Annotated in this window: 25 protein-coding genes; 20 read left to right on the top strand and 5 right to left on the bottom strand. The window is 61.4% G+C overall.

Annotated features, from left to right (window positions below; all coding sequences use genetic code 11):
- Positions 1–34: 34 nt before the first annotated feature.
- The 15 genes from R6254_RS06250 (at position 35) to R6254_RS06180 (ending at position 12,502) form a co-directional block, all read left to right on the top strand.
- The gene (locus tag R6254_RS06250) at positions 35–934 is read left to right on the top strand and encodes a biotin synthase (protein ID WP_318405281.1); all 900 of its coding nucleotides are present in this window, start codon (positions 35–37) and stop codon (positions 932–934) included.
- A gap of 132 nt (positions 935–1,066) precedes the next feature.
- Positions 1,067–1,591: a DUF1269 domain-containing protein gene (locus R6254_RS06245; RefSeq protein ID WP_318405280.1), complete on the top strand. Its 525-nt coding sequence runs from the start codon at positions 1,067–1,069 to the stop codon at positions 1,589–1,591.
- 63 nt (positions 1,592–1,654) lie between these two features.
- Positions 1,655–2,155, top strand: a complete 501-nt coding sequence (locus tag R6254_RS06240; RefSeq protein ID WP_318405278.1) for a hypothetical protein — start codon at positions 1,655–1,657, stop codon at positions 2,153–2,155.
- 20 nt (positions 2,156–2,175) lie between these two features.
- Positions 2,176–3,333 (top strand): cytochrome c oxidase subunit II, encoded by a 1,158-nt coding sequence (locus tag R6254_RS06235; RefSeq protein WP_318405276.1) that lies wholly within the window; start codon positions 2,176–2,178, stop codon positions 3,331–3,333.
- A gap of 25 nt (positions 3,334–3,358) precedes the next feature.
- Complete coding sequence (gene ctaD, locus R6254_RS06230) at positions 3,359–5,113, top strand: cytochrome c oxidase subunit I (protein ID WP_318405275.1); 1,755 nt, start codon at positions 3,359–3,361, stop codon at positions 5,111–5,113.
- Complete coding sequence (locus R6254_RS06225) at positions 5,110–5,754, top strand: cytochrome c oxidase subunit 3 (protein ID WP_318405273.1); 645 nt, start codon at positions 5,110–5,112, stop codon at positions 5,752–5,754. Before ctaD (R6254_RS06230) ends, R6254_RS06225 begins: the two co-directional genes overlap by 4 nt.
- Positions 5,755–5,764: 10 nt before the next feature.
- Positions 5,765–6,457, top strand: coding sequence for a heme-copper oxidase subunit III family protein (locus R6254_RS06220; protein WP_318405272.1), 693 nt, complete (start codon positions 5,765–5,767; stop codon positions 6,455–6,457).
- Between the two features lie 90 nt (positions 6,458–6,547).
- Entirely contained in the window at positions 6,548–6,856 is a 309-nt protein-coding gene (locus R6254_RS06215) for a cytochrome C oxidase subunit IV family protein (RefSeq protein WP_318405270.1), read from the top strand.
- A 243-nt stretch (positions 6,857–7,099) separates the two neighbouring features.
- Positions 7,100–7,591 carry a DUF2244 domain-containing protein gene (locus R6254_RS06210; protein ID WP_412103118.1) on the top strand — a complete coding sequence of 164 codons (492 nt, stop codon included), beginning with the start codon at positions 7,100–7,102 and terminating at the stop codon, positions 7,589–7,591.
- Between the two features lie 140 nt (positions 7,592–7,731).
- Positions 7,732–8,892, top strand: coding sequence for a cytochrome c oxidase subunit II (gene coxB, locus R6254_RS06205; RefSeq protein WP_318406060.1), 1,161 nt, complete (start codon positions 7,732–7,734; stop codon positions 8,890–8,892).
- Between the two features lie 78 nt (positions 8,893–8,970).
- The gene (gene ctaD / locus R6254_RS06200) at positions 8,971–10,617 is read left to right on the top strand and encodes a cytochrome c oxidase subunit I (protein ID WP_318405268.1); all 1,647 of its coding nucleotides are present in this window, start codon (positions 8,971–8,973) and stop codon (positions 10,615–10,617) included.
- A 26-nt stretch (positions 10,618–10,643) separates the two neighbouring features.
- A complete protein-coding gene (locus R6254_RS06195) occupies positions 10,644–10,757 on the top strand; it encodes a cytochrome oxidase small assembly protein (protein WP_318405267.1) in 114 nt (37 codons plus the stop codon).
- Between the two features lie 3 nt (positions 10,758–10,760).
- Entirely contained in the window at positions 10,761–11,360 is a 600-nt protein-coding gene (locus tag R6254_RS06190; protein ID WP_318405266.1) for a cytochrome c oxidase assembly protein, read from the top strand.
- Complete coding sequence (locus R6254_RS06185) at positions 11,357–11,566, top strand: DUF2970 domain-containing protein (RefSeq protein WP_318405264.1); 210 nt, start codon at positions 11,357–11,359, stop codon at positions 11,564–11,566. Before R6254_RS06190 ends, R6254_RS06185 begins: the two co-directional genes overlap by 4 nt.
- Before the next feature lie 54 nt (positions 11,567–11,620).
- Positions 11,621–12,502 (top strand): cytochrome c oxidase subunit 3, encoded by an 882-nt coding sequence (locus R6254_RS06180; protein WP_318405263.1) that lies wholly within the window; start codon positions 11,621–11,623, stop codon positions 12,500–12,502.
- Between the two features lie 39 nt (positions 12,503–12,541).
- Here R6254_RS06180 and R6254_RS06175 read toward each other — a convergent pair whose 3' ends face one another.
- On the bottom strand, positions 12,542–12,763 hold the full coding sequence (locus R6254_RS06175; RefSeq protein WP_318405262.1) for a twin transmembrane helix small protein: 222 nt from the start codon (positions 12,761–12,763) through the stop codon (positions 12,542–12,544).
- An 18-nt stretch (positions 12,764–12,781) separates the two neighbouring features.
- Between R6254_RS06175 and R6254_RS06170 the strand changes: the two genes are divergently transcribed.
- The 5 genes from R6254_RS06170 (at position 12,782) to R6254_RS06150 (ending at position 17,141) form a co-directional block, all read left to right on the top strand.
- Entirely contained in the window at positions 12,782–13,522 is a 741-nt protein-coding gene (locus R6254_RS06170; RefSeq protein WP_318405261.1) for an SURF1 family protein, read from the top strand.
- Between the two features lie 16 nt (positions 13,523–13,538).
- A complete protein-coding gene (locus tag R6254_RS06165) occupies positions 13,539–14,270 on the top strand; it encodes a hypothetical protein (protein WP_412103117.1) in 732 nt (243 codons plus the stop codon).
- Between the two features lie 152 nt (positions 14,271–14,422).
- Positions 14,423–15,604, top strand: a complete 1,182-nt coding sequence (locus R6254_RS06160; protein ID WP_318405259.1) for a COX15/CtaA family protein — start codon at positions 14,423–14,425, stop codon at positions 15,602–15,604.
- Positions 15,601–16,515 (top strand): heme o synthase, encoded by a 915-nt coding sequence (cyoE, locus tag R6254_RS06155; protein WP_318405257.1) that lies wholly within the window; start codon positions 15,601–15,603, stop codon positions 16,513–16,515. Before R6254_RS06160 ends, cyoE begins: the two co-directional genes overlap by 4 nt.
- The gene (locus R6254_RS06150) at positions 16,512–17,141 is read left to right on the top strand and encodes an SCO family protein (RefSeq protein ID WP_318405256.1); all 630 of its coding nucleotides are present in this window, start codon (positions 16,512–16,514) and stop codon (positions 17,139–17,141) included. Before cyoE ends, R6254_RS06150 begins: the two co-directional genes overlap by 4 nt.
- Positions 17,142–17,256: 115 nt before the next feature.
- Here R6254_RS06150 and rpoH read toward each other — a convergent pair whose 3' ends face one another.
- The 4 genes from rpoH to R6254_RS06130 form a co-directional block, all read right to left on the bottom strand.
- Entirely contained in the window at positions 17,257–18,201 is a 945-nt protein-coding gene (gene rpoH / locus R6254_RS06145; RefSeq protein ID WP_318405254.1) for an RNA polymerase sigma factor RpoH, read from the bottom strand.
- A 351-nt stretch (positions 18,202–18,552) separates the two neighbouring features.
- Positions 18,553–19,542, bottom strand: a complete 990-nt coding sequence (locus R6254_RS06140; protein ID WP_318405253.1) for a D-2-hydroxyacid dehydrogenase family protein — start codon at positions 19,540–19,542, stop codon at positions 18,553–18,555.
- Positions 19,539–20,918, bottom strand: coding sequence for an MmgE/PrpD family protein (locus R6254_RS06135; RefSeq protein ID WP_318405251.1), 1,380 nt, complete (start codon positions 20,916–20,918; stop codon positions 19,539–19,541). Before R6254_RS06135 ends, R6254_RS06140 begins: the two co-directional genes overlap by 4 nt.
- A gap of 108 nt (positions 20,919–21,026) precedes the next feature.
- Positions 21,027–21,998 carry a Bug family tripartite tricarboxylate transporter substrate binding protein gene (locus R6254_RS06130; protein ID WP_318405249.1) on the bottom strand — a complete coding sequence of 324 codons (972 nt, stop codon included), beginning with the start codon at positions 21,996–21,998 and terminating at the stop codon, positions 21,027–21,029.
- Between the last annotated feature and the right edge of the window lie 9 nt (positions 21,999–22,007).

Genomic DNA, 22,007 nt, shown 5'->3' with positions numbered 1-22,007 from the left:
CAATATACTCGGCGCTTCCCTTCTTTCCCATGCCATGCCTACCCAACGCCCCCCCACCCTGGATCCGATCGCTGTCAGCCACTGGCAGCGTATTGCGCCGGCGGCCTCGCCCTGGCTGCACGAAGAAGTCGCGCAGCGCATGCGGGACCGGTTGCAGTGGATCAAGCTGCAGCCGCAGGCCTGGAGCCACTGGGGCGCGGTGCGTGGGGGGTTGCAGGCCCACCGCGAACTTGCCAATACCTACCCAGATGCAGCATGTTTTGTGCTTGAAGCCCAGGAAGGACGGGCGCAAGCAGCTATTGAAAACATAGCGAAACCATGGTGGCACCCGAAACGCTGGACAGCGCCCGCCGTGTCATTCGAGGCGCCGCCGCCAGGGGGCGTGGACATGTTGTGGGCGAACATGGCACTGCACGAAAGTGCGGACCCGCAGGCCTTGCTGGCGCAGTGGCACCAGGCTTTGAAGGTCGGCGGCTTTTTGATGTTTTCCTGCCTGGGGCCGGACACCACGCGCGAGCTGCGCGAGATCTACACCTTGCTGAGCTGGCCGCCGGCCGGCCACCAATTGACCGACATGCACGACTGGGGCGACATGCTGGTGCAAACCGGTTTTGCCGAACCGGTGATGGACATGGAGCGCATCACGCTGACGTATGAAACGCCGGAACGCCTGCTGCAGGAGTTGCGCGAGCTGGGGCGCAATTTCCATCCCGCACGTTTTCCGGCGTTGCGCGGCCGCGCCTGGAAGGCGCGTTTGCTGCAGGCCTTGGCGCAGCATTTGCCGCGCCAGGCCGATGGCCGGCTGGCACTGACCTTCGAAATTATTTACGGCCACGCGATGAAAGCTCAGCCCAGGATCAAGGTCAGCGCACTCAGTGCCGTCTCTGTTCAGGACATGCGCACCATGCTGCACGACAAACGACCCAAAGCCTGAGCCGGGTCGCGCTCCTTTGCCTACTTCCCCAGGGCCGGCGGGCGCAACTTGCACGCGCGTGGGTGCAGGTGTATAACGAAATCGTTCATGTTCTATTTCCTGTGGTCACATGGTGTGATGAGAGGGGGTTTTATGAGCAGACGCATTTACTGGCTGATACCCGATGTGGCAAGCGCCCGGCGGACGATGGATGACTTGCTGCTCGCACGCATCCCGGTGAAGCAGATTCATTTTTTCGGACGCGAAGGCACGGCCATGACCGGCTTGAACGCCGCCAATGTCTTCCAGACGACGGATGTGATTTACGCGGCCGAAACTGGTTTGCTGGTGGGCGGCACGATAGGCATCGTGACGGGCTTGCTGGTGGCCATGTTTTACCCCATCTCCATCACCGGATACGGGTCGCTGCAGTGGGGCATGGTGGCCGTGCTAGGCGTCCTGGGGGCATTGATTGGTGCCTGGTCGTCGAGCATGATTGGCATTTCCATGCCCAGCCACAGACTCAAACGTTTCGAGGCCGCCATTGCGCAGGGGCAAATCCTGCTGATGGTGGATGTGCCCAGTGCGCGTGTGCCCGTGGTCGAGGCGCTGTTGCAAGCCTCGCATCCGGAAGCTCGCTTTGAGGGCGCGGACCCGGATACCCCCGTATTTCCCTGAAACACCGGGACCTGTCCGGCGCATACCGCGCCGGTGCTGGGTTCACGTTTGAAGGAGTCGGCCATGGACATTCACATGCATTCCTACCACCGGCAACGCGTGCCGGACTGGCCCGCCGCTGCGGTGGCCGGGCTGGCCGCGGGGGCTGTGCTGATGGTGCTGGAACTGATCTGGCTCACCTGGTTCACGCACACCAGCCCCTGGGCCGCTTCGCACATGATTGCCGCCATCGTGATGGGGCCGGACACCTTGCAATCCTCCGGCTTCAGCCTGGGCGTCGTGACGGTGGCGCTGTTGGCCCACTATGTGTTGGGTAGCCTTCTGGGCCTGGTGCTGGCGGCCATCGTTGCGCCGTTTCACCTCGATTCAAGTTTGGGCCTGTTGTCGCTGACGGGCGCGGTGTTTGGCGCTGCCCTGTACCTGCTGAACTTTTACGGCATGGTTCAATTTTTCCCCTGGTTCGTCGACTGGCGCGGCACGGCCACGCTGGTGAATCATCTGATTTTTGGCGTAAGCGCCGCGCTCTTGTACGCAAGGCTGGACAGGCATGGAGCGGATCGTTAACACTGAACCGGGAGATGCACGTGCTTATGGCAGTTGCGCTCATCGTCATCGTCATCGGTTCGGTGCTGTTTCACTTTGTCAGCCCCTGGTGGACCACACCCCTGGCCTCGAACTGGCAGCAGATGGACGACATGTTGACGGTGACGCTGGCCATCACCAGTCTTTTTTTCATTGTCATTTGCGGTTTTCTGATCTACACCGTGCTGCGTTATCGACACCGCGACGGCCAGCGCGCAGCCTACGAACCCGACAACAAAAAACTTGAGCGCTGGCTGATAGGCATCACCACGGTCGGCATTGCCTCTTTGCTGGCGCCTGGCCTGTTTGTCTACGCCAAATACGTGAATCCGCCGCAGGAGTCCATGGTGCTGGAGGTGCTGGGCCAGCAGTGGCAGTGGTATTACCGCTTCTCAGGTGCGGACGGCAAGCTGGGCCGGACCGATGCACGTTTCGTCAATGCCGCCAACCCCTTCGGACTCCAGCCCGACGACCCCACCGGGCAGGACGATCTTCTGGTCGCCGGCAACGAGGTGCACCTGCCGCTGAACCAGCCGGTCAAGGTGTTGCTGCGTTCGAACGACGTTTTGCACGATTTTTATGTGCCGCCGTTCCGGGCGCGTATGAATATCGTGCCGGGCCAGATGAGCAGCTTCTGGTTCACGCCGACCAAGCTCGGCCGTTACGAGGCCTTGTGCGCCCAGCTTTGCGGCATCGGCCATCCGAATATGCGTGGTTTTGTGGTGGTGGAAGACCCGGTCGCCTTCCAGACCTGGCTGAAGAAACAGCCAACGTTTGCGATGTCCATGGCCAAATCAGCCCCCGGCGCGTCCGGCGTAGCCGCCGCCAGCGCGAGTCCACAGGTCGCCCAGGGAGAGGCTTTGGCTCAGTCCAAGGGTTGTGTGGCTTGCCACACGATCGATGGCAGTCCCCGGGTGGGGCCGACCTGGAAAGGCCTGTACGGCAAAACCGAAACCATGGCGGATGGTTCCAGTGCGCTGGTGGATGAGGCTTATTTGCAGGGTTTCATACGCAATCCGCAGGCCCGCAGTGTGAAAGGTTTCCCGCCCATCATGCCCAAGATCGAGCTGAGTGAGGAAGAACTGGCTGCGCTGGTGGCTTATATCGGGTCGCTGGGTGGCCCGGCCCCGGTGGCGCCCGAGCAGAAGGCACAACGGTGACGCCCCGTCACCCCTAAGGAGCACCATGGCCTACGCTGCAAATACCGCACACCACCCGCAAAGTTTCTGGACCCGCTATGTCTGGAGTCAGGACCACAAGGTGATTGCGGTCCAGTACGCCTGCACCGCCATCATGGTGGGGCTGGTGGGCCTGCTGCTGTCCAACCTGATGCGACTGCAACTGGGCTTTCCCGGCCAGTTCGAGTTCATCAATGCCGAGCGTTATTACCAGTTTGTCACCATGCACGGCATGATCATGGTGATCTACCTGTTGACCGCCTTGTTCCTGGGCGGTTTCGGCAACTACCTGATCCCGCTGATGGTGGGCGCGCGCGACATGGTCTTCCCCTACCTGAATATGTTGAGCTTCTGGGTCTACCTGCTGTCGGTGGTGGTACTGTTGGCCGGCTTTTTTGTGCCGGGCGGGCCTACCGGTGCGGGCTGGACCTTGTACCCGCCGCAGGCCATTTTGCCCGGCACGCCAGGGCATGACTGGGGCATCATCACCATGCTGGTGTCGCTGCTGATTTTCATCGTCGCCACGACCATGGGCGGGCTGAACTACGTGACGACGGTGTTGCAGGCGCGTTGCGAGGGCATGACGCTGCTGCGCATGCCACTGTCGGTCTGGGGCATTTTTGTGGCCACCATTCTTGCGCTGCTGGCTTTCCCCGCGCTGTTCGTCAGCGGCGTGATGATGTTGCTCGACAAAACGTTGGGCACCAGCTTTTTCATGCCGGCGCTGGTGTCCATGGGGCAGGTGAGTAATTACAAGGGCGGCAGCCCGCTGCTGTTTCAACACTTGTTCTGGTTCTTCGGCCACCCCGAGGTTTATATCGTGGCGTTGCCGGCCTTTGGCATCGTCTCCGACCTGATCAGCGTGCATGCGCGCAAGGCCATCTTTGGTTACCGCACCATGGTCTGGGCCATCGTCATCATTGGGGGGCTGAGCTTCGTGGTCTGGGCGCATCACATGTTTGTCAGCGGCATGAACCCGTGGTTCGGTTTCTTTTTTGCGACGAGTACGCTGATCATCGCGGTGCCCACCGCCATCAAGGTCTACAACTGGGTGCTGACGCTGTGGCGTGGTGACATTCACCTGACCGTGCCCATGCTGTTCACGCTGGCCTTCATCCTCACGTTCCTGGCCGGCGGGTTGACCGGGCTGTTCCTGGGCAATGTCAGCGTGGACATCCCCTTGTCGGGCACCTATTTTGTGGTCGCGCACTTTCACATGGTGATGGGTGTGGCGCCGCTGCTGGTGGTTTTCGGCGCCATCTACCACTGGTACCCCAAGGTGACGGGTCGCATGCTCGACGACCGGCTGGGCCAGTTCCACTTCTGGGTCACCTTCATCGGCACCTACTTGATCTACTTCCCTATGCACTACCTCGGCATTCTGGGCATGCCGCGGCGTTATTACAACTTCGACAACTACCAGTTCATCCCGCCATCGGCGCACCTGCTCAATGAGTTCATCACGGTGGTGGCACTCATCGTGGGGGCCACGCAACTGGTTTTTGTCTTCAACCTGGTCTGGAGCATTTTTCGGGGCGCGAAAGCCGACCCCAATCCGTGGCGTGCCGCCTCGCTGGAGTGGCAGACACCTCAAACGCCCCCTGTCCACGGCAACTGGGGACCGCAACTACCGGTGGTTTATCGCTGGGCTTATGCCTACAGCGTGCCGGGGGCGGCCAAGGACTTTATCGCGCAGAACGAGCCACCTGGGGCGGGCGGTGAAGAGCCTGTGCCGGGTGGCGTTCGGGAGGTGCTGGCATGAACCCGGGCAGCGTGATTCTCAGCGCCAACACGGAGCACGTCGGTCGGCCGGACGGCCAGCGCACGCTTGACCCGTGCGTCGCGGCGGGCTTGGGCCTGTGGGTGTTCATGGCGGTGGCCGGCATGCTGTTTTCGCTTTTCCTCGTGGCCTATGTGATGCGTATGCAAAGTACCGACTGGTCGTCGATGGCTTTGCCGTGGCCGTTGTGGCTCAGCACGGCGTTATTGGTCGCCGCCAGCCTAGCCATGCAGAGCGCCAGCACCGCCGCACACACCGGGCGATCCGTGCAAGCCCGCCGCTGGCTGCTGGCCGGCGGCCTGTGCGCGTTGATGTTCCTGGGGGTTCAGCTGTGGGCCTGGCAACTGTTGCAAGACGCGCGCGTGGCCATGGCCGGCAACCCGGCAGCGAGTTTTTTCTACGTGCTGACCGCGCTGCACGGGTTGCATGTGCTGGGTGGCCTGGTTGGCTGGGGCATCACCTTGCGTGCGGTGCGCCTGTCCGGTGACACGACCCGCCAAGCCTGGCGTATAGCGCTGTGCGCCCGTTATTGGCATTTCCTGCTGGGTGTGTGGCTGGTTTTGTTCGCGGCCCTGGGCTGGCTGACGCCGGCTTTGGTGGCCTTCATTTGCGGCACGGCTTAAGGGGCACGACATGTCCGCCAAGACTCACCTTCCCCAGGACGCACCCGCCGCGATCAATGGCTGGCGCGGCCTGATCAGCGACTGGTCGTCGGATCGCCAGGCCTTCCAGGTGTCGTGGGGCAAGGCCATGATGTGGTTTTTCTTGCTCAGCGACACTTTTATCTTTGGCTCTTTTTTGACCGGCTACATGACGGTGCGTGTTTCAAACACCGTGCCCTGGCCGAATCCCAGCGAGGTGTTTGCGCTGCATGTGGGCGGTTCCGATATCCCGCTGCTGCTGATCGCGATCATGACCTTTGTGCTCATCACGAGCAGCGGCACGATGGCGATGGCCGTCAACTGCGCGTACCGGCGCGATCGCTTCAACGCCGCGGCACTGATGTTTGTCACCGCCGCGCTGGGTGAAACCTTTGTTGCCATGCAGGCCTTCGAATGGTCCAAGCTGATTCTTGAGGAAGGGGTGCGGCCCTGGGGCAACCCGATGGGCGCGGCGCAGTTCGGCTCGAGTTTCTTCATGATCACGGGCTTTCACGGCCTGCATGTGACTGCCGGCGTGATCTACCTGATCGTCGTGGCCTGGAAGGTCATGCGCGGCGATTACGAAAAGAGCGGCAATTACCAGATCGTCGAGATCGTCGGCCTGTATTGGCATTTTGTCGATTTGGTCTGGGTGTTTATCTTTGCGCTGTTTTATCTCTGGTGAGGAACGCCATGAATCTTCATGCGCAGATTTGCTTCTTGCCTCCGCGGGGGCGCCAAGCCGCCTGACGGCGGTTCGTCGAAGGACTTGATCATGAACACTGGCCAACAACACCCCATCAGTCTCTACCTCAAGGTTTGGGGCTTGTTATTTGTCCTCAGTGCCTTGTCCTACCTGGTGGACTATGTGCATCTCCAGGGCTATCTGCGCTGGACCCTGATCCTGACACTCATGTTGCTGAAGGCCGGACTCATCGTCGCGGTATTCATGCACATGGCCTGGGAGCGACTGGCGCTGGTTTGCGCCATCTTGCTGCCACCGGTGTGCCTGCTGGTGTTGGTTTTTCTGATGGCGGCCGAGGCCAACCATACTTTTTTGACACGTTTGTTGTTTTTTCGCTAGCCTTGCTGTCTTTCCTGATGGCTTCGGCATCCGCTCGAATGCCACCTTGCCGGCAAGCCCGATAGGCCGCGCTACAGAGGGAAAATACGCTTGAAGCTGGTCCGACTCGGGCGTGACTCAGGCCCTGGACTACGGGTTCGCACGGGCTAATCGCGGCTACAATTGCCACTTGAATTTTGGGGATGTTCCCATACCTCATGCGGCCCGTGCAGGGTAGGGGCTGCAGTTGATGAGGGTTGCCACGTGTTGCAGCCGCCACCCGCCTTTCGTTTTGCCACTGTGCCCGCGCAGGGTAGCCATAGCCAGGAGGCTGTGCAGTGGCTTCTCAAACGACATCGATCCGTGACGCCGGCCCAGCTGGGATGGGTTTACGTGTCGCTGTGTGTGGTGTCGCTGGGGATGGCGGCCTTCCTCTGGTCGCGGGGTGCGACCTTGGTCATGCCTTTTGCCTGGGCAGAGATCGTGGCAGTGGGGATGGCCTTGGTGGTGTATGTGCGCCATGCGGGAGACGGTGAAAGAATCGTCTTGCAAGGTGGGCAACTGGTGGTTGAGTTGGAGTCGGCCGGGCGTATGCAGCGGGCCGAGTTCAACCGGGAGTGGGGTCGGATTGAGCCCAAGGATGGAGACGGCTCGCTGATCGAGGTGTCCGGTCAGGGCCGGACGGTGCGGCATGTGCCGCCTGAGTTGCGGCCGGCGTTAGCCCGCGAGATCCGTTTCGCACTGCGGGCCTGCTGAGCAGGTCCTGAAAGTCTTGCATCAGCTGGAGGTGCGGCGGGGTGACTCGTCGCTAACTTTATAATCGGTCGGTAATTGAAGCAGAAAAAGTGATCACGATGAACGTAAGTAACACCATGAGCAAAATGACACGGCTTGGCATGCAGCATGCGGGCGCAATTTTCGGATCTGCGGCCGCCCTGGTCAGCACCGCCGCTTACGCCGTGAATGACTTGCCTGGCGGCCCCGCCGTCAATCAGCTCAATCTGCACCCCGCGGTCACCAAGATCGCCGAAGAGCAGCAGTGGTTGCACTGGTTCATGATGATCATCTGCCTGGTCATTTTCCTGGCAGTGTTCGGCGTGATGTTTTACTCCATGTGGAAACACCGCAAGTCCGTTGGCCACAAATCGGCCAACTTCCACGAATCCACTACGGTCGAGATCATCTGGACCATTGTTCCCTTCGTCATTGTGATCCTGATGGCCCTGCCGGCCACCAAGGTGCTGGTGGCCTCCAAAGACACGACCAGCGCCGATCTGACCATCAAGGCCACTGGCATGCAGTGGAAATGGGGCTACGACTACATCAAGGGTGAAGGCGAAGGCATCGGTTTTGTCTCGACGCTGGACAGCACGCACCGCGAAATGTCCGACAACGGCGGTCCGAAAAAAGGCGAAGAGCCGGATGACTACCTGTTCAAGGTCGACAACCCGCTGGTCGTGCCAGTGGATAAAAAAATCCGCATCATCACCACCGCCAACGACGTGATCCACGCCTTCATGGTGCCGGCTTTCGGTATCAAGCAGGATGCAATTCCCGGGTTTGTGCGCGACACCTGGTTCCGTGCTGAAAAAATCGGCGACTACTACGGCCAGTGCGCCGAGTTGTGCGGCAAGGAGCACGCTTACATGCCTATCCACGTGAAGGTGGTGTCGGCTGAAGACTATGCGAAATGGGTGGGCGTCAAGGTCAAGGAAGCCGCGGCCAAGGCCGACGATCCTTCCAAAGTCTGGGCCCTGGCCGACCTGAAGGTGCGCGGCGAAAAAGTCTATGGCGCCAATTGCGCGGCCTGCCATCAGGCCAACGGCAAGGGCGCCGGCCCGATCAAGCCGCTGGACGGCTCGGCCATTGTGCTGGACAAGGACCACGGCAAACAAATTCAGGTTCTGCTCAACGGTGCTGCCGGTGGTGCCATGCCTTCGTGGAAAGCACTGAGCGATACCGATCTTGCTGCAGTGGCTACTTACACCAAGAACAACTGGTCCAATCAGACCGGCGAACTGGTGCAGCCTGCTGAAGTCCTGGCCGCCCGCAAGTAAGCAATCCAGCCACAAGACCTCCCGTCTCCCGTCGGCTGACAGACAGACAAGCCGCAGACAAGTTTCAAAGGAAGCAAGATGAGTGCCGTTCTAGACCATCCCGATCACGCCCATGGCGACCACGATCACGATCACCATGCGCCCACGGGCTGGCGGCGCTGGGTTTTTGCGACCAACCACAAAGACATCGGTACGCTCTACCTGCTGTTCAGCTTCACGATGTTGATGTTTGGCGGTGTCCTGGCGTTGGGCATTCGTGCCGAGCTGTTCCAGCCTGGCCTGCAACTGGTCAACCCCGAGCTGTTTAACCAGTTGACCACCATGCACGGCCTGATCATGGTGTTCGGCGCCATCATGCCGGCCTTTGTGGGTTTTGCGAACTGGATGATTCCGCTGCAGATCGGCGCGGCCGACATGGCTTTCGCCCGCATGAACAACTTCAGCTTCTGGCTGCTGATTCCTGCCGGCTTGATGCTGATGTTCTCCTTCCTCATGCCAGGCGGTGCGCCGGCTGCAGGCTGGACACTGTATGCGCCGCTGACCTTGCAGATGGGCCCGTCCATGGACGCCGGCATTTTTGCGATGCACATCCTGGGCGCTTCGTCCATCATGGGTTCGATCAACATCATCGTGACCATCCTGAACATGCGCGCTCCCGGCATGACCTTGATGAAGATGCCCATGTTTTGCTGGACCTGGCTGATCACCGCCTACCTGCTGATCGCCGTGATGCCCGTGCTGGCTGGCGCCATCACCATGACGCTGACCGATCGCCACTTCGGCACCAGTTTCTTCAACCCCGCCGGCGGCGGTGACCCAGTGATGTACCAGCACATCTTCTGGTTCTTCGGCCATCCCGAGGTCTACATCATGATTTTGCCGGCCTTCGGCATCGTCAGCCAGATCATCCCGGCCTTTGCCCGCAAACGTCTGTTCGGCTATGCCTCCATGGTCTATGCCACCGGCTCCATCGCCATCCTGAGCTTTGTGGTCTGGGCGCACCACATGTTCACCACCGGCATGCCGGTGACCGGCCAGCTGTTTTTCATGTATTCGACCATGCTGATCGCCGTGCCCACGGGTGTGAAAATTTTCAACTGGATCGCAACCATGTGGAAAGGCTCGATGACTTTCGAGACCCCCATGTTGTTCGCCGTCGGTTTCATCTTCGTGTTCACCATGGGCGGCTTCACCGGCCTGATCCTGTCGGTCGCGCCGATTGACATCCAGTTGCAGGACACCTATTACGTGGTGGCCCACTTCCATTACGTGCTGGTAGCCGGCTCTTTGTACGCGCTGTTCGCCGGTTATTACTACTGGTCGCCCAAGTGGACCGGTGTCATGTACAACGAAACCCGCGGCAAGATCCATTTTTGGTGGTCGCTGATTTCCTTCAACATCACCTTCTTCCCGATGCACTTCCTGGGTCTGGCCGGCATGCCACGCCGTTACGCCGACTATCCCATGCAGTTTGCCGACTTCAACGCGATTGCCAGCGTGGGTGCCTTCTTCTTCGGTATTGCACAGGTGTATTTCTTCCTCTTCATCGTCCTGCCGACCATGATGGGCAAGGGCGAAAAAGCCCCCCAGCGTCCCTGGAACGATCCAGATGGCGCGGGCGCCGAAGGCCTGGAATGGGAAGTGGCTTCGCCAGCACCTTTCCACACCTTTGAAACGCCTCCCCGTCTGGATGCCACCGCGACCAAAGTCGTCGGTTATTACTGAGTCGCTGGAAAAGATAACCGTACGCCATGACACCTGAACAGAAAAAGAACAACCGGCGCCTGGGGTTGATCCTGGCCTCGATTGCGTTCGTGTTTTTTCTCGGTTTCATGGCCAAGCTGGTCTTTTTTGGCAAGGGCTGAGTTATGGGCCTGAAACAAGAAAACGTCAGGATGGTCGGCAAGCTGGGTGTGATTGTGCTCGGCATGTTTGTCTTCGGTTATGCGCTGGTGCCGATTTACAAGGCCATCTGCGAGATGACCGGCATCAACGTGCTGGCGCTCGGTGACCGCCTGATTCCCGGCGCCACGCCGACCCTGTCGGCCAACACCCAGGTCGATACCAGCCGCAGCATCACCGTCGAGTTCGACGCCAATGCACGCGGCCCCTGGATGTTCAAGCCGGCGGTCAGTTCGCTGCAGGTGCATCCGGGCGAACTGGCCACCGTGATGTATGAATTCCAGAATGTGCAGGACCGCACCATGTCGGCGCAGGCGATTCCCAGCTATGCGCCAGCCCAGGCCGGTTCCCACTTCAACAAGCTGGAGTGTTTTTGCTTCAGCCAGTACACCTTGGCCCCGGGTGAAAAAAAGCAGTGGCCCGTGGCCTTTGTGATCGACCCCAAACTGTCCAAAGACGTGAGCACCATCACCCTGTCTTACACCTTCTTTGAAGTCGGCGGTAAAACGCCGGCAGCCCCGGTGGCGGCCGTGCATGTGAGCCCCAAGCAGGAGCCAGGCGCATGAACGAACCCGTGACCAAGCGCAAGGGATCCATCCTGCGGACCATCAAGGCCGTGGCTTGGTCGTTTGTCGGCTTGCGCGATCGCGGCGACTATGAAAAAGACGTGGAGCAGCTCAACCCCGTGCATATCGTGATCGTGGCGCTGGTCGGGGTGTTGGTGTTTGTCGGTAGCCTGATTCTTCTGGCTACCTGGGTGGTGGGCAAATAAGCCGCCAGACCCTCAATAGAATAAATTCAGAATTTAGCGAAACAGGAGTTGGAAATGTCGTCAGCAGCACATGCAGGAACCCCTTATTACTTCGTCCCGGAGCCCTCGGCCTACCCGGTGATGACGTCGATCGGCCTGTTCTTCGTCATTCTGGGCGCAGGACAGTGGATCAACGGTGCGGGTTGGGGGGCTTATTCCCTGGCGCTGGGCATGGTCTGGTGGCTGTCTGTGCTGTTTTTCTGGTTCCGCGCCGCGGCGCGGGAAAGTGAAGGCGGCCTATACGGCCACAAGATCGATCTCTCCTACCGCTGGAGCATGAGCTGGTTCATCTTCTCGGAAGTGATGTTTTTCGGCGCCTTTTTCACGGCCTTGTGGTGGGCACGTTCACATGCGCTGCCGACGCTGGGCAGCCTGGACAACGCCTTGTTGTGGCCTGATTTCAAAGCCGTCTGGCCCAGCATGGCCGCCGGTGTCACCGGATCGCCTGCCGACATCATCGAGCCGTTCACGACCATGGGCCCGTTCTGGTTGCCCACCATCAACACCGCCTTGCTGCTGAGCTCGGGTGTGACACTGACCATCGCTCACCACGCCCTGCGCGAAAACCACCGCGGCAAAACCATTGCCTTCATGTGGGCGACTGTGCTGCTGGGTATTGTTTTCCTGTGTGTGCAGGGTTACGAATATTTCCACGCCTACAGCGAACTCAACCTGAAACTCACGTCCGGCGTGTATGGCTCGACCTTCTTCATGCTGACGGGCTTTCACGGCTTTCACGTGTTGGTCGGCATGTTGATGCTGCTGTTCATCACGCTGCGCCTGCAAAACGGGCATTTCACGGCGGAACGTCACTTCGGTTTTGAAGGCGCCGCCTGGTACTGGCACTTTGTGGACGTGGTCTGGCTGGGCTTGTACATCCTGGTCTACTGGCTGTGACCCTGGCCAATCGGAAAAAAGCGCCGCAAGGCGCTTTTTTTACTTTCCAGCCGGAATGCCCGTAGGCTGGATATAGCCGAACTTCCAGGCCAGCAAAACACATATGAACAGCAGGATAGAAAACCCGACACGAAAGGCCAGCGCGCGCGCCATGTTGCTGGTTTTCTTTTTGCCGTCCGTGCCGTCCTTGAGCATGAAAAACAGCGCCGAGGCCAGGCTGGCCAGGATGGCCAAAAATGCAAGTGCTACGAGATAAGTCATGAACAGGATTATCCGCGCATGAGCTCACGCCTTCAGACCCGCCGCTTTGTGGTGTTGACCTTGGCCGCCGTGCTGATGGTGGCGCTGACTTTTTCGCTGGGCCAGTGGCAGTTGCGCCGCGCCGCGCAGAAAGAAACGTTGCAGGCCGCGATTGATGCACAAAAAAAGCTTCCAGCCCTCGATGGATGGGCGCTGATAGCTACTAAAAACATAGCGGATGTGATGCACAGGCGGGCCGTGCTGCAAGGCACCTGGCAAGGCGCGCATACGGTTTACCTCGACAACCGGCCCATGAACGGCAAATCCGGCTTCTGGGTTGTGACGCCACTGGCGCTGACGGACAGCGGCCAGTGGATTCTGGTGCAACGCGGCTGGGTGCCGCGCGACTTTGGGGACCGCACGCGGCTACCCGCCATCGTCACCCCCGAAGGCCTGGTCAGCGTGCCCGGCCGCATGGCCCCGCCACCGTCCAAGCTTTACGCCTTCGAGGGGGCGGATCAAGGCCGTATCCGGCAAAATCTCGATGTCGCTGCTTTCAGTGCCGAAATCGGGGTGCCCTTGCTCCCGGCATCGATGTTGCAGACCGGCGCCGCCAGCGAAGGTTTGCTGCGCGACTGGCCGGCACCCAACACCGGCGTGGACAAACACCATGGTTATGCCTTCCAGTGGTTTGGCTTGTGCGCCCTGGTCGCTGGCCTGTATGTCTGGTTCCAGTTGATTCTTCCGCGTCGCAGCAAGCGGCACTCACAGCATTCCTAAAACAACGATTTTTACCGTGCAACATCCCTCCTCTGATTCTTTCCAAGCGTCCCCTGGCCTGGCGGCGTCATCCACGCCAGGTGGGCGGGACCAGCCTTTGGGCCTGACCGTGCATGCCTTGCCGACATCGGATTCGGCCACGGCGGCCCGCGCGCCCGATACCCGCTCGGGGCGCTGGAAAATGCTGGCCGTGTTGCTGGTGTGCGCGGCGCCGGTGATCGCCTCTTATTTCACCTATTACGTGATCCGCCCGGAAGCCAGGCGCAGTTATGGCGAACTGATCGATCCGCAGCGTCCGCTGCCGGCGCTGACAGGCGTGGCGCCTGATGGCCGCCGCATCGAGCTGCCCGCGCTCAAAGGGCAGTGGCTGCTGGTCAGTGTGGCGGGCGGCGCCTGCGACGCCACCTGTGAGCAGTATTTGTATCTCCAGCGCCAGATGCGCGAGTCCCTGGGCCGTGAAAAAGAGCGGTTGGACCGTGTCTGGCTGGTCAGCGACGAGGCAGCGATTCCCGACAAGCTGAACACCGCGCTGCAGGGCGCCACCGTGTTGCGTGTGGCCGGCCTCGACCAGTGGCTGCAAGCCGCGCCCGGCCAGAAGCTGGCCGATCACCTGTATGTGGTGGATCCCATTGGCAACTGGATGATGCGTTTCCCGGCCAATATGGACGCGGCCGGCGCAGCCCAGGCCAAACGCGATCTGGAGCGGCTGTTGCGTGCTTCCAGTTCCTGGGACAAGGAAGGCCGGTGAATGTGACCCCCACGCTTGTCACTGCGTGTACTGCGCTGCCCCCCGAGGGGGCCGCTGCGCCTGCGGGCCGGCGGAGCCGGACCCGCGGCCCCTGCTTGAATAGAACCCTGGTGTGCGCGCTTGGGGTGATGCTGTGCTGCACTGACTGACGTATGGACACACACGACCTTTACAACCTCAGCCCGGCGCTGCGCCTGATGGGCACCGGCCTGATCCTGGCCATGGCGCCGCTCGCCTGGGTCTGGCTGCGCAACAAAAACCAGCCCACCGCCCGCCGCCTGCGTGTGCTCACGCTGGTCACCTTGTTTCTGACGTTTGACCTGGTGCTGTTCGGGGCTTTCACACGCCTGACCGATTCCGGCCTGGGTTGTCCCGACTGGCCGGGCTGTTACGGCCACGCCAGCCCGGTGGGCGCGCAGCAGCACATCAGTGCCGCACAGACAGCCATGCCGACCGGCCCCGTCACGCATTCCAAAGCCTGGATAGAAATGGTGCACCGCTACCTGGCGACAGGGGTGGGTGTGTTGATTTTGACCCTGGCGGTGTTCACCTGGCGTGAGCGGCGCATGGCGAAACGTGGACAGGCGGGTGCCGAGCGTGGGGGCCACGTTATCTCGCCTTGGTGGCCTACCGCGACCCTGGTCTGGGTCTGCATCCAGGGCGCGTTTGGCGCGCTGACGGTCACCATGAAGCTGTTTCCCATGATTGTGACCCTGCACCTGATGGGGGGACTGATTTTGCTGGCCTTGCTGCAGGCCCAGGCCGTGCGTTACACGCAGGCGCAGGACGCCTCCCGACGCGTGGCCCTGCCGGCCGGCACCTGGCTGCTGCTGGGCGCGACCTTTGTCTTGCTCTGGCTGCAGATTGCGCTGGGCGGCTGGGTCAGCACCAATTACGCCGTGCTGGCTTGCAGTGAGTTTCCGGCCTGCCAGGGCAGTTTCTGGCCGGCCATGGATTTCAAGGAAGGTTTCACTTTCTGGCGGGCGCTGGGCGCCGGGCTGGACGGTGACAACATCAGCTTCCAGGCCTTGACCGCGATCCACTATGTACACCGGCTGGCGGCTTACCTGGTGTTTGCCGCGCTGCTGCTGCTGGCCTGGCAGCTCAAGCGTATGCCCGCCATGCGTTCTTATGGCTTGTGGATAGGCGGCCTGGCCTTGTGGCAGTTTGCCACTGGCCTGAGCAACGTTGTGCTGGGCTGGCCCCTGGTGGCGGCGGTTTCCCACACCGGCGGGGCGGCCGCCTTGGTGGTGGTGCTGACTGGTGCTATTTTTTCCAGCCGACCCGCCCAAGCCAGGGTGGGTGCGTCAAAATTGAGTGCTTCGACATCATGAACCCCACCGACTCTTCCGCGGCCCTTGCGGTGCCTCACATCCCTTCCAAATTTGCGCAGTTTTATGCGTTGACCAAGCCGCGCGTGGTGCAACTGATCGTGTTTTGCGCCCTGATCGGCATGGTGCTGGCCGTGCCCGGTGTGCCGAGCTGGGCCGATGTCAAACTGGCGCTGGTGGCTTGCGCCGGCATCTGGCTGGTGGCCGGTGCGGCGGCGGCCTTCAACTGCCTGGTCGAGCAGCACATTGACGCCAAGATGCGGCGCACCGCCTGGCGCGCCACCGCGCAGGGGCAGATCAGCAATCCGCTGACCCTGGCGTTTTCCGCCGGGCTGTGTGTGCTGGGTTCCTGGATTTTGTACGTCTGGGTCAACCCGCTGACCATGTGGCTGACGTTTGCGACCTTTGTCGGTTACGCCGTGGTTTACACCGTGATCCTCAAGCCGCTGACGCCGCAAAACATCGTGATAGGCGGCGCCTCCGGCGCCATGCCGCCAGTGCTGGGCTGGGCCGCCATGACCGGCAACGTCAGCCCCGAAGCGCTGATCCTGTTTTTGATCATCTTCCTCTGGACGCCGCCGCACTTCTGGGCGCTGGCGCTGTACCGCGTCGAGGACTACCGCAAGTCCGGCCTGCCGATGTTGCCCGTCACCCATGGCAACGAGTTCACGCGCCTGCAGGTCTTTTTGTACACGCTGGTCTTGTTTGCCGCCTGTTTGATGCCGTTTATCTACAAGATGAGTGGCTGGTTGTACCTGGTGGCGGCGATTGTTTTGAGTTTTGGTTTCAGCTGGTACGGCTGGCGGCTGTGGCGCAATTATTCCGATGCCCTGGCGCGCAAGACCTTCCGCTTCTCGCTGATTCACCTGTCTGTTTTATTCGCAGCCCTGCTGCTGGACCACTACCTCGTATGAGTTTTTTCTCCACTCCCCTCAGCAAACGAAACGCTATCCGATTGATAGCTGGTGGCGCTTTATGGACGGGGGCTGCAGCCATTTTAAGTGCTTGCACCGAAGTCAAGCCGCAGTTTGCCAGCATCGATATCACCGGCGCCGATTACGCCCGCGATTTCGCTTTGGCCGACCACAACGGCCAGCCGCGCAGCATCAAGGACTTCCAGGGCAAGGTGGTGGTGATGTTCTTCGGTTACACCCAGTGCCCGGACGTCTGTCCGACCTCCATGGCGGAGCTGGCCGACATCAAAAAAATGCTGGGCGCCGACGGCGACAAGCTGCAAGGCCTGTTTGTCACACTCGACCCCGAGCGCGACACCCAGGCGGTGCTCAAGGCCTATATGGGCAACTTCGACCCAACCTTCCTGGCGCTGCGACCCGAGCTGGACCAATTGCCGCAACTGAGCAAGGACTTCAAGACCTTTTACAAAAAGGTCGAGGGCAAGACCCCGGGCAGCTACACGCTGGACCATTCGGCCGGCAGCTATATTTTTGACCCGCAGGGCCGCGTGCGTCTGTACAGCCGTTATGGCAGCGGCGCTACCTTGTTGGCCGGTGACATCCGGTTGCTGCTCAAGGGCAACTGATCCCGCCGTCGGGCTGGCCGGCGCGGGCCAAAAAAAAGCCTGCACGCGATGGTCGGGTGCAGGCTGTTGCAACAGCCGCTTCTCGCGACCCTTGCAGGCAAGATGTCAGGCCCCATCAGACATATGCGGCCAGAACCTTTTTCATCTTTTTCATCGCCGCCACTTCAATCTGGCGAATCCGCTCAGCGCTGACCTTGTACTCGGACGCCAGGTCATGCAAGGTCATGCCGCCTGAGCCGTCGTCGTTGACCTTGAGCCAGCGTTCCTCGACGATGCGGCGCGACCGGTCGTCCAGGTCTTGCAGGGCCGCGGTGATGCCGTCACTCGCCAGGAAGTCACGCTGGCGCGACTCCATCAGCTGTGTCGGCTCCTGCGTCGCATCCGACAGGTAGGCAATCGGGCCAAACGCGTCTTCGCCGTCATCGCTGGGGCTGGGGTCCAGCAACACGTCGCCACCCGACATACGCTGTTCCATCTCGATGACTTCTTCGCGTTTGACGTTCAGCGTTTTGGCCATCGAGTTGATCTGGCCTTCGGTCAAGGTGTCGCGGTGTGTCGCCACATCGGCGTCGTCCTTGAAGCCCTGTTTCATCGAGCGCAGGTTGAAAAACAGCTTGCGCTGGGCCTTGGTGGTCGCCACCTTGACCATGCGCCAGTTTTTCAGGATGTACTCGTGCATCTCGGCCTTGATCCAGTGCAGCGCGTAGCTGACCAGGCGCACGCCCTGGTCCGGATCAAAACGTTTGACCGCCTTCATCAGGCCGATATTGCCTTCCTGAATCAGGTCGGCATGGGGCAGGCCATAACCCAGGTACTTGCGTGACGTGGCAACCACCAGCCGTAAGTGAGAGAGCACCAACTTACCTGCGGCTTCCAGGTCATTGTTGTCTTTGAGGCTGCGTCCGAACTCCTGCTCCTGCTCCAGGGTGAGCATGGGCAGGCGGTTGACCGCAGAAATATAAGCGTCCAGGTTGCCCAGCGGCGGCAGCAGCGACCAGGGATTGGCAGTCGCCAAGGCCGTCGTTGTAGGGGCCACTTGGGGGGAAAGCGCATAGGACATAAGGCAGAACTCCTTTTCTGAAGTCAATATTAGCACTCAGCAGTAGAGAGTGCTAAGCAAGAGGATCAATGGCTTTGATAGGGTCAGGCTAATACGCGTTAACCCTAGGCCTACCCCGTATTAGTCCCTGATTGTGCGTTTTAGTTCAGTCGGCCTGTGTAGGACGAAAAGCAGTGGCCGGGGCGTCAAAATCCGCCTGCTGAAGGGGTTTTTTGTGTCGGACAGGGCCAAAAAGGCTGGGCTAGAGGCGCTTCACGGCCTGCCAAATACTTGAATCTGGCCCATATTCAGATGAAATAGGGCTCTAGCCCCCTACCCACAGGCGCAAGCAGCTATGAATTCAGTAGCGTTTCAGGCTGCGGGAGCCACCACCCGAACCAGCGGCTGCTGGTCCAGCCAGGCTTGCAGGCATTCCGTCACACCCGTCGCAAAACGCTGGAACACCGGCTCGGTGACAAAACCCAGGTGCGGTGTCAGCAAGACATTGGGCAACTGGCGCAGCGGGTCGGTCAGCGGCAGCGGTTCGACGTCAAATACGTCCAGCGCCGCAAACCCAGGCCGGCCCTGTTGCAGGGCCTGGACCAGCGACTGGGTGTCTATCAGTTCCGAACGCGAGGTGTTGACCAGCAGGCTGCCGGGCTGCATCAGCGCCAGGCGCTGGGCGTTGATCACATGCCGGGTGCTGGGCAAGACCACCAGGTGCAGGCTGACAACTTGCGAGCTGGCGAGTAACTCGTCCAGCGGCAAAAAGCCCACGCCTTGTTCGGCCGCGCGTTCGGCCGTCATGCGCGGACTCCAGGCCACCACGTCCATGCCCAGGGCTTGGCCAACCTTGGCAACTCGGCCACCGATTTCACCCAGGCCGATCAGGCCCAGACGCTGGCCGACCAGCGCGCCGGGCAGCGGGGCCGCGGTGTCGCTGCGCCACTGGCCGGCCTGTAGCCTGGCGGTCTGGCTGGCCAGCTGTTTGGTGACGGCCAGGATCAGGCCCCAGGTCAGCTCGCAAGTGCTGTCCTTGGACGGCCCGAACTCGGTGCAACTGACGGGAATGTTGCGCGCGGCCAGGGCCGCCAGGTCCAGCCTGGCGTTGCGGGTGCCGGTGAAGACCAGGTAGCGCAACTTGGGCAGTTGCGCCAGCAACTCGGCGGTGAACGGTGTGCGGTCGCGCATCAACACAATCACGTCGGCGTTTTTCAGCGCCTCCACCAGGGCCGCGCCGCTCAGCGCCGCGTGGTGGATGCTGACATCGGCCTGCGCATCAATACGGCCCCAGTCGGCCAGTCGGCGCAAGGCGCGTTCGCTGTCGTCGAGGACGACGATGTGGGGCCTGGTACTGCTCATGGTCGGGCGAGCGCGGTCAGGGCACGGACATCGCCAGCGTTGCCGACGGCCCAGCAGGCCTGGATCAGCGCCGTGGTTTTGTCGGCGCCGATCACGGCGTCCGACATGCCGCGGAACTTGGCTTCCAGCATGGCATCGGTCATGGGGTTTTGCAGCGAGCCGATCGCGTGTTCGACAAACACATGCACGCGGCGGCCATCTTTGAGGACGGCGGTGACGTCGGCGCTGGCTTCGTCGATGGAGTCATCCACCGTGGCCACCACCTTGCGGCGCAGCGCCACCATGTCGGTGCGGTTGACCACTTCATCGGAGAACTCTTCTTCGGCCGCGCGGCCAAAACTCAGGCCGGCGGCGCAGCCGTGGTAGACGCTGAACTTGGCTTGCAGGCCATCGACGGGTTCCTTCTTGCCGGTGAGTTCCAGCACCAGCGAATGCACCTTGAGTTCGATGGATTCGATTTGCTCCGGCGTGACGCCCTGGGCGCGCAACTGCGCGCAGGCGTCGATGCTGGGGTGGATCACGATGCCGCAGGCAAACGGTTTGTAGCTGTTGAAGGAAATCTCGAAACGCTGGCCCAGTTCGCTGGTGATTTCGTTCCAGTCGTTTTTGGTGGACACGGTTTGCATCATGCCGCGTGGCGCTTCCAGTGCTTTCGGGCTGGCGGTATAACCCTGGCTGGCCAGCAGCGCCGACATCAGGCCGGCACGCGCCGCACCGCCGGGGTGAAAGGGTTTGGTCATGGTGCCGAACTGCTCGCGCATGCCGACCGGCTGTGAGGCGGCGATGCCCAGCGCCATCGCGGTTTTGGCCACGCCCAGCTTGAGCAGGCGGGCGCAGGCCGCCGCAGCGCCCAGGGTGCCGGTGGAGCCGGTGATGTGCCAGCCGCGGTCGTAATGTTCGGGGTACATGGCGTTGCCGACGCGGCAGGACACATCAATGCCCAGCACCAGCGCGTCTATCAGTTCGCGGCCCGAAGCACCCGTGTGTTCGGCCAGCGCCAGCACCGCCGACGCGACGGGCCCGGCCGGGTGGATGATGGTTTTCAGGTGGGTATCGTCGAAGTCGAAGGTGTGTGAGGTGATGCCGTTGACCAGCGCGGCGCTGGCCATGTCGACCTTCTCGGCCCGGCCCAACACGCTGGCTTGCGCGGCGGGTTGCAGCATATTGACGGCGGCGAGTGCGGCGTCGGCGGCTTCGTGGTGGGCCGCACCGACGGCGCAGCCCAGCCAGTTCATGAAGGTGCGGTGGGCTTCATGGTCGACCGCAGCGCTCCAGCCGCCGGCCAGGTAGCCGGGATGGCTGGCCACGTGTTGGGCCAGGATCTGGGTGACGGGCGGGGCGTTGTGGTCGGCGGCGACCTGGGTATTGCGGGCCATGGTGTCTTTCGGCAGGGAGTGCCAGGAGTGAAAAAATGCTATGAATAAAGGAGCTTATTACGCCCGTGGAATAAGGGCTACAGCCCTTATTTGCTTAAACTTTCGGACTCAACTGTCGAGCTGGATGCCGCGGGCGCGCGCCAGCTGGGTCCAGCGGGCGATGTCGGCGCGTATGAATTCGCCAAACTGCTCGGGCGTCATGACCTGGGGTTCGACCGCTTCGACAGACAGTTTTTCACGCAGGTCGGGCGCCCGCAACACGCTGGCCAGGGACTCGTTGAGTTGCTTGACGATGGGGGCCGGGATGCCGGCCGGGCCGACCACGCCGTACCACTGCTGCGCGTCAAAACCCTTGAAGCCGGATTCGTCCAGTGTCGGCACATCCTTGAACTGCGGGTGGCGTGTCAAACCAGTCACGGCCAGCGGCCGCACCCGGCCGGAACGGATGTGTGGCACGGCCGCAGCCAGGCCGGGGAACATGGCCTGGGTCTGGCCACCTATCAAATCGGTGAAAGCCGGGGCAATGCCGCGGTAGGGAATGTGCACCATGAAGGAGTTGACCTGCTGCTTGAACAGCTCCATCGTCAGGTGGGTCAAGGACCCGGCGCCGGCCGAGCCGTAACTCACCTTGCCGGGGTTTTTCTTCAGGTAATCGATGAATTCCTTGACGGTCTTGACCGGCAAGGCGGCATTGACCACCAGCACATTGGGCGTGCCGCCTATCATGCCGATCGGCGTGAAGTCCTTGACGGCGTCGTAAGGCAGCTTGCGTGTGGCCGGGCTGGTGCCGTGGGTGGCGACATAACCCTGCATCAAGGTGTAGCCATCGGGCGCGGCGCGGGCCGTGGTCTGGCAGGCAATCACACCGCCGCCGCCGCCCTGGTTGTCCACGATGAAACTCTGCTTGAGCTGGTTGCCCCAGCGTTCGGTCACGGTGCGGCCCACCATGTCGCTGCCGCCGCCGGCCGAGACCGGCACGATGTAACGTATCGGCTTGGCCGGGTAGCCGGATTGGGCCAACACCAGGGCGGGGACGCCCAACAGGGCGGGGGCGGCATACAGCAGGCTGCGTCGTTTCATGGTTTGTCT

Source organism: Polaromonas potterensis (assembly GCF_033446725.1).
Classification (GTDB): Bacteria; Pseudomonadota; Gammaproteobacteria; order Burkholderiales; family Burkholderiaceae_C; genus Polaromonas.
This window is presented reverse-complemented; position numbering and strand designations above follow the sequence as displayed.

Coding starts and splice junctions, on each gene's coding strand:
- R6254_RS06170 (WP_318405261.1), top strand. CDS start 12,782: ATGAGCTCACGCCTTCAGACCCGCCGCTTTGTGGTGTTGACCTTGGCC.
- rpoH (WP_318405254.1), bottom strand. CDS start 18,201: ATGTCCTATGCGCTTTCCCCCCAAGTGGCCCCTACAACGACGGCCTTG.
- R6254_RS06185 (WP_318405264.1), top strand. CDS start 11,357: ATGAACGAACCCGTGACCAAGCGCAAGGGATCCATCCTGCGGACCATC.
- R6254_RS06180 (WP_318405263.1), top strand. CDS start 11,621: ATGTCGTCAGCAGCACATGCAGGAACCCCTTATTACTTCGTCCCGGAG.
- R6254_RS06225 (WP_318405273.1), top strand. CDS start 5,110: ATGAACCCGGGCAGCGTGATTCTCAGCGCCAACACGGAGCACGTCGGT.
- ctaD (WP_318405275.1), top strand. CDS start 3,359: ATGGCCTACGCTGCAAATACCGCACACCACCCGCAAAGTTTCTGGACC.
- R6254_RS06160 (WP_318405259.1), top strand. CDS start 14,423: ATGGACACACACGACCTTTACAACCTCAGCCCGGCGCTGCGCCTGATG.
- R6254_RS06135 (WP_318405251.1), bottom strand. CDS start 20,918: ATGGCCCGCAATACCCAGGTCGCCGCCGACCACAACGCCCCGCCCGTC.
- R6254_RS06220 (WP_318405272.1), top strand. CDS start 5,765: ATGTCCGCCAAGACTCACCTTCCCCAGGACGCACCCGCCGCGATCAAT.
- R6254_RS06175 (WP_318405262.1), bottom strand. CDS start 12,763: ATGACTTATCTCGTAGCACTTGCATTTTTGGCCATCCTGGCCAGCCTG.
- R6254_RS06250 (WP_318405281.1), top strand. CDS start 35: ATGCCTACCCAACGCCCCCCCACCCTGGATCCGATCGCTGTCAGCCAC.
- R6254_RS06215 (WP_318405270.1), top strand. CDS start 6,548: ATGAACACTGGCCAACAACACCCCATCAGTCTCTACCTCAAGGTTTGG.
- coxB (WP_318406060.1), top strand. CDS start 7,732: ATGCAGCATGCGGGCGCAATTTTCGGATCTGCGGCCGCCCTGGTCAGC.
- R6254_RS06130 (WP_318405249.1), bottom strand. CDS start 21,998: ATGAAACGACGCAGCCTGCTGTATGCCGCCCCCGCCCTGTTGGGCGTC.
- ctaD (WP_318405268.1), top strand. CDS start 8,971: ATGAGTGCCGTTCTAGACCATCCCGATCACGCCCATGGCGACCACGAT.
- cyoE (WP_318405257.1), top strand. CDS start 15,601: ATGAACCCCACCGACTCTTCCGCGGCCCTTGCGGTGCCTCACATCCCT.
- R6254_RS06190 (WP_318405266.1), top strand. CDS start 10,761: ATGGGCCTGAAACAAGAAAACGTCAGGATGGTCGGCAAGCTGGGTGTG.
- R6254_RS06240 (WP_318405278.1), top strand. CDS start 1,655: ATGGACATTCACATGCATTCCTACCACCGGCAACGCGTGCCGGACTGG.
- R6254_RS06140 (WP_318405253.1), bottom strand. CDS start 19,542: ATGAGCAGTACCAGGCCCCACATCGTCGTCCTCGACGACAGCGAACGC.
- R6254_RS06150 (WP_318405256.1), top strand. CDS start 16,512: ATGAGTTTTTTCTCCACTCCCCTCAGCAAACGAAACGCTATCCGATTG.
- R6254_RS06195 (WP_318405267.1), top strand. CDS start 10,644: ATGACACCTGAACAGAAAAAGAACAACCGGCGCCTGGGGTTGATCCTG.
- R6254_RS06245 (WP_318405280.1), top strand. CDS start 1,067: ATGAGCAGACGCATTTACTGGCTGATACCCGATGTGGCAAGCGCCCGG.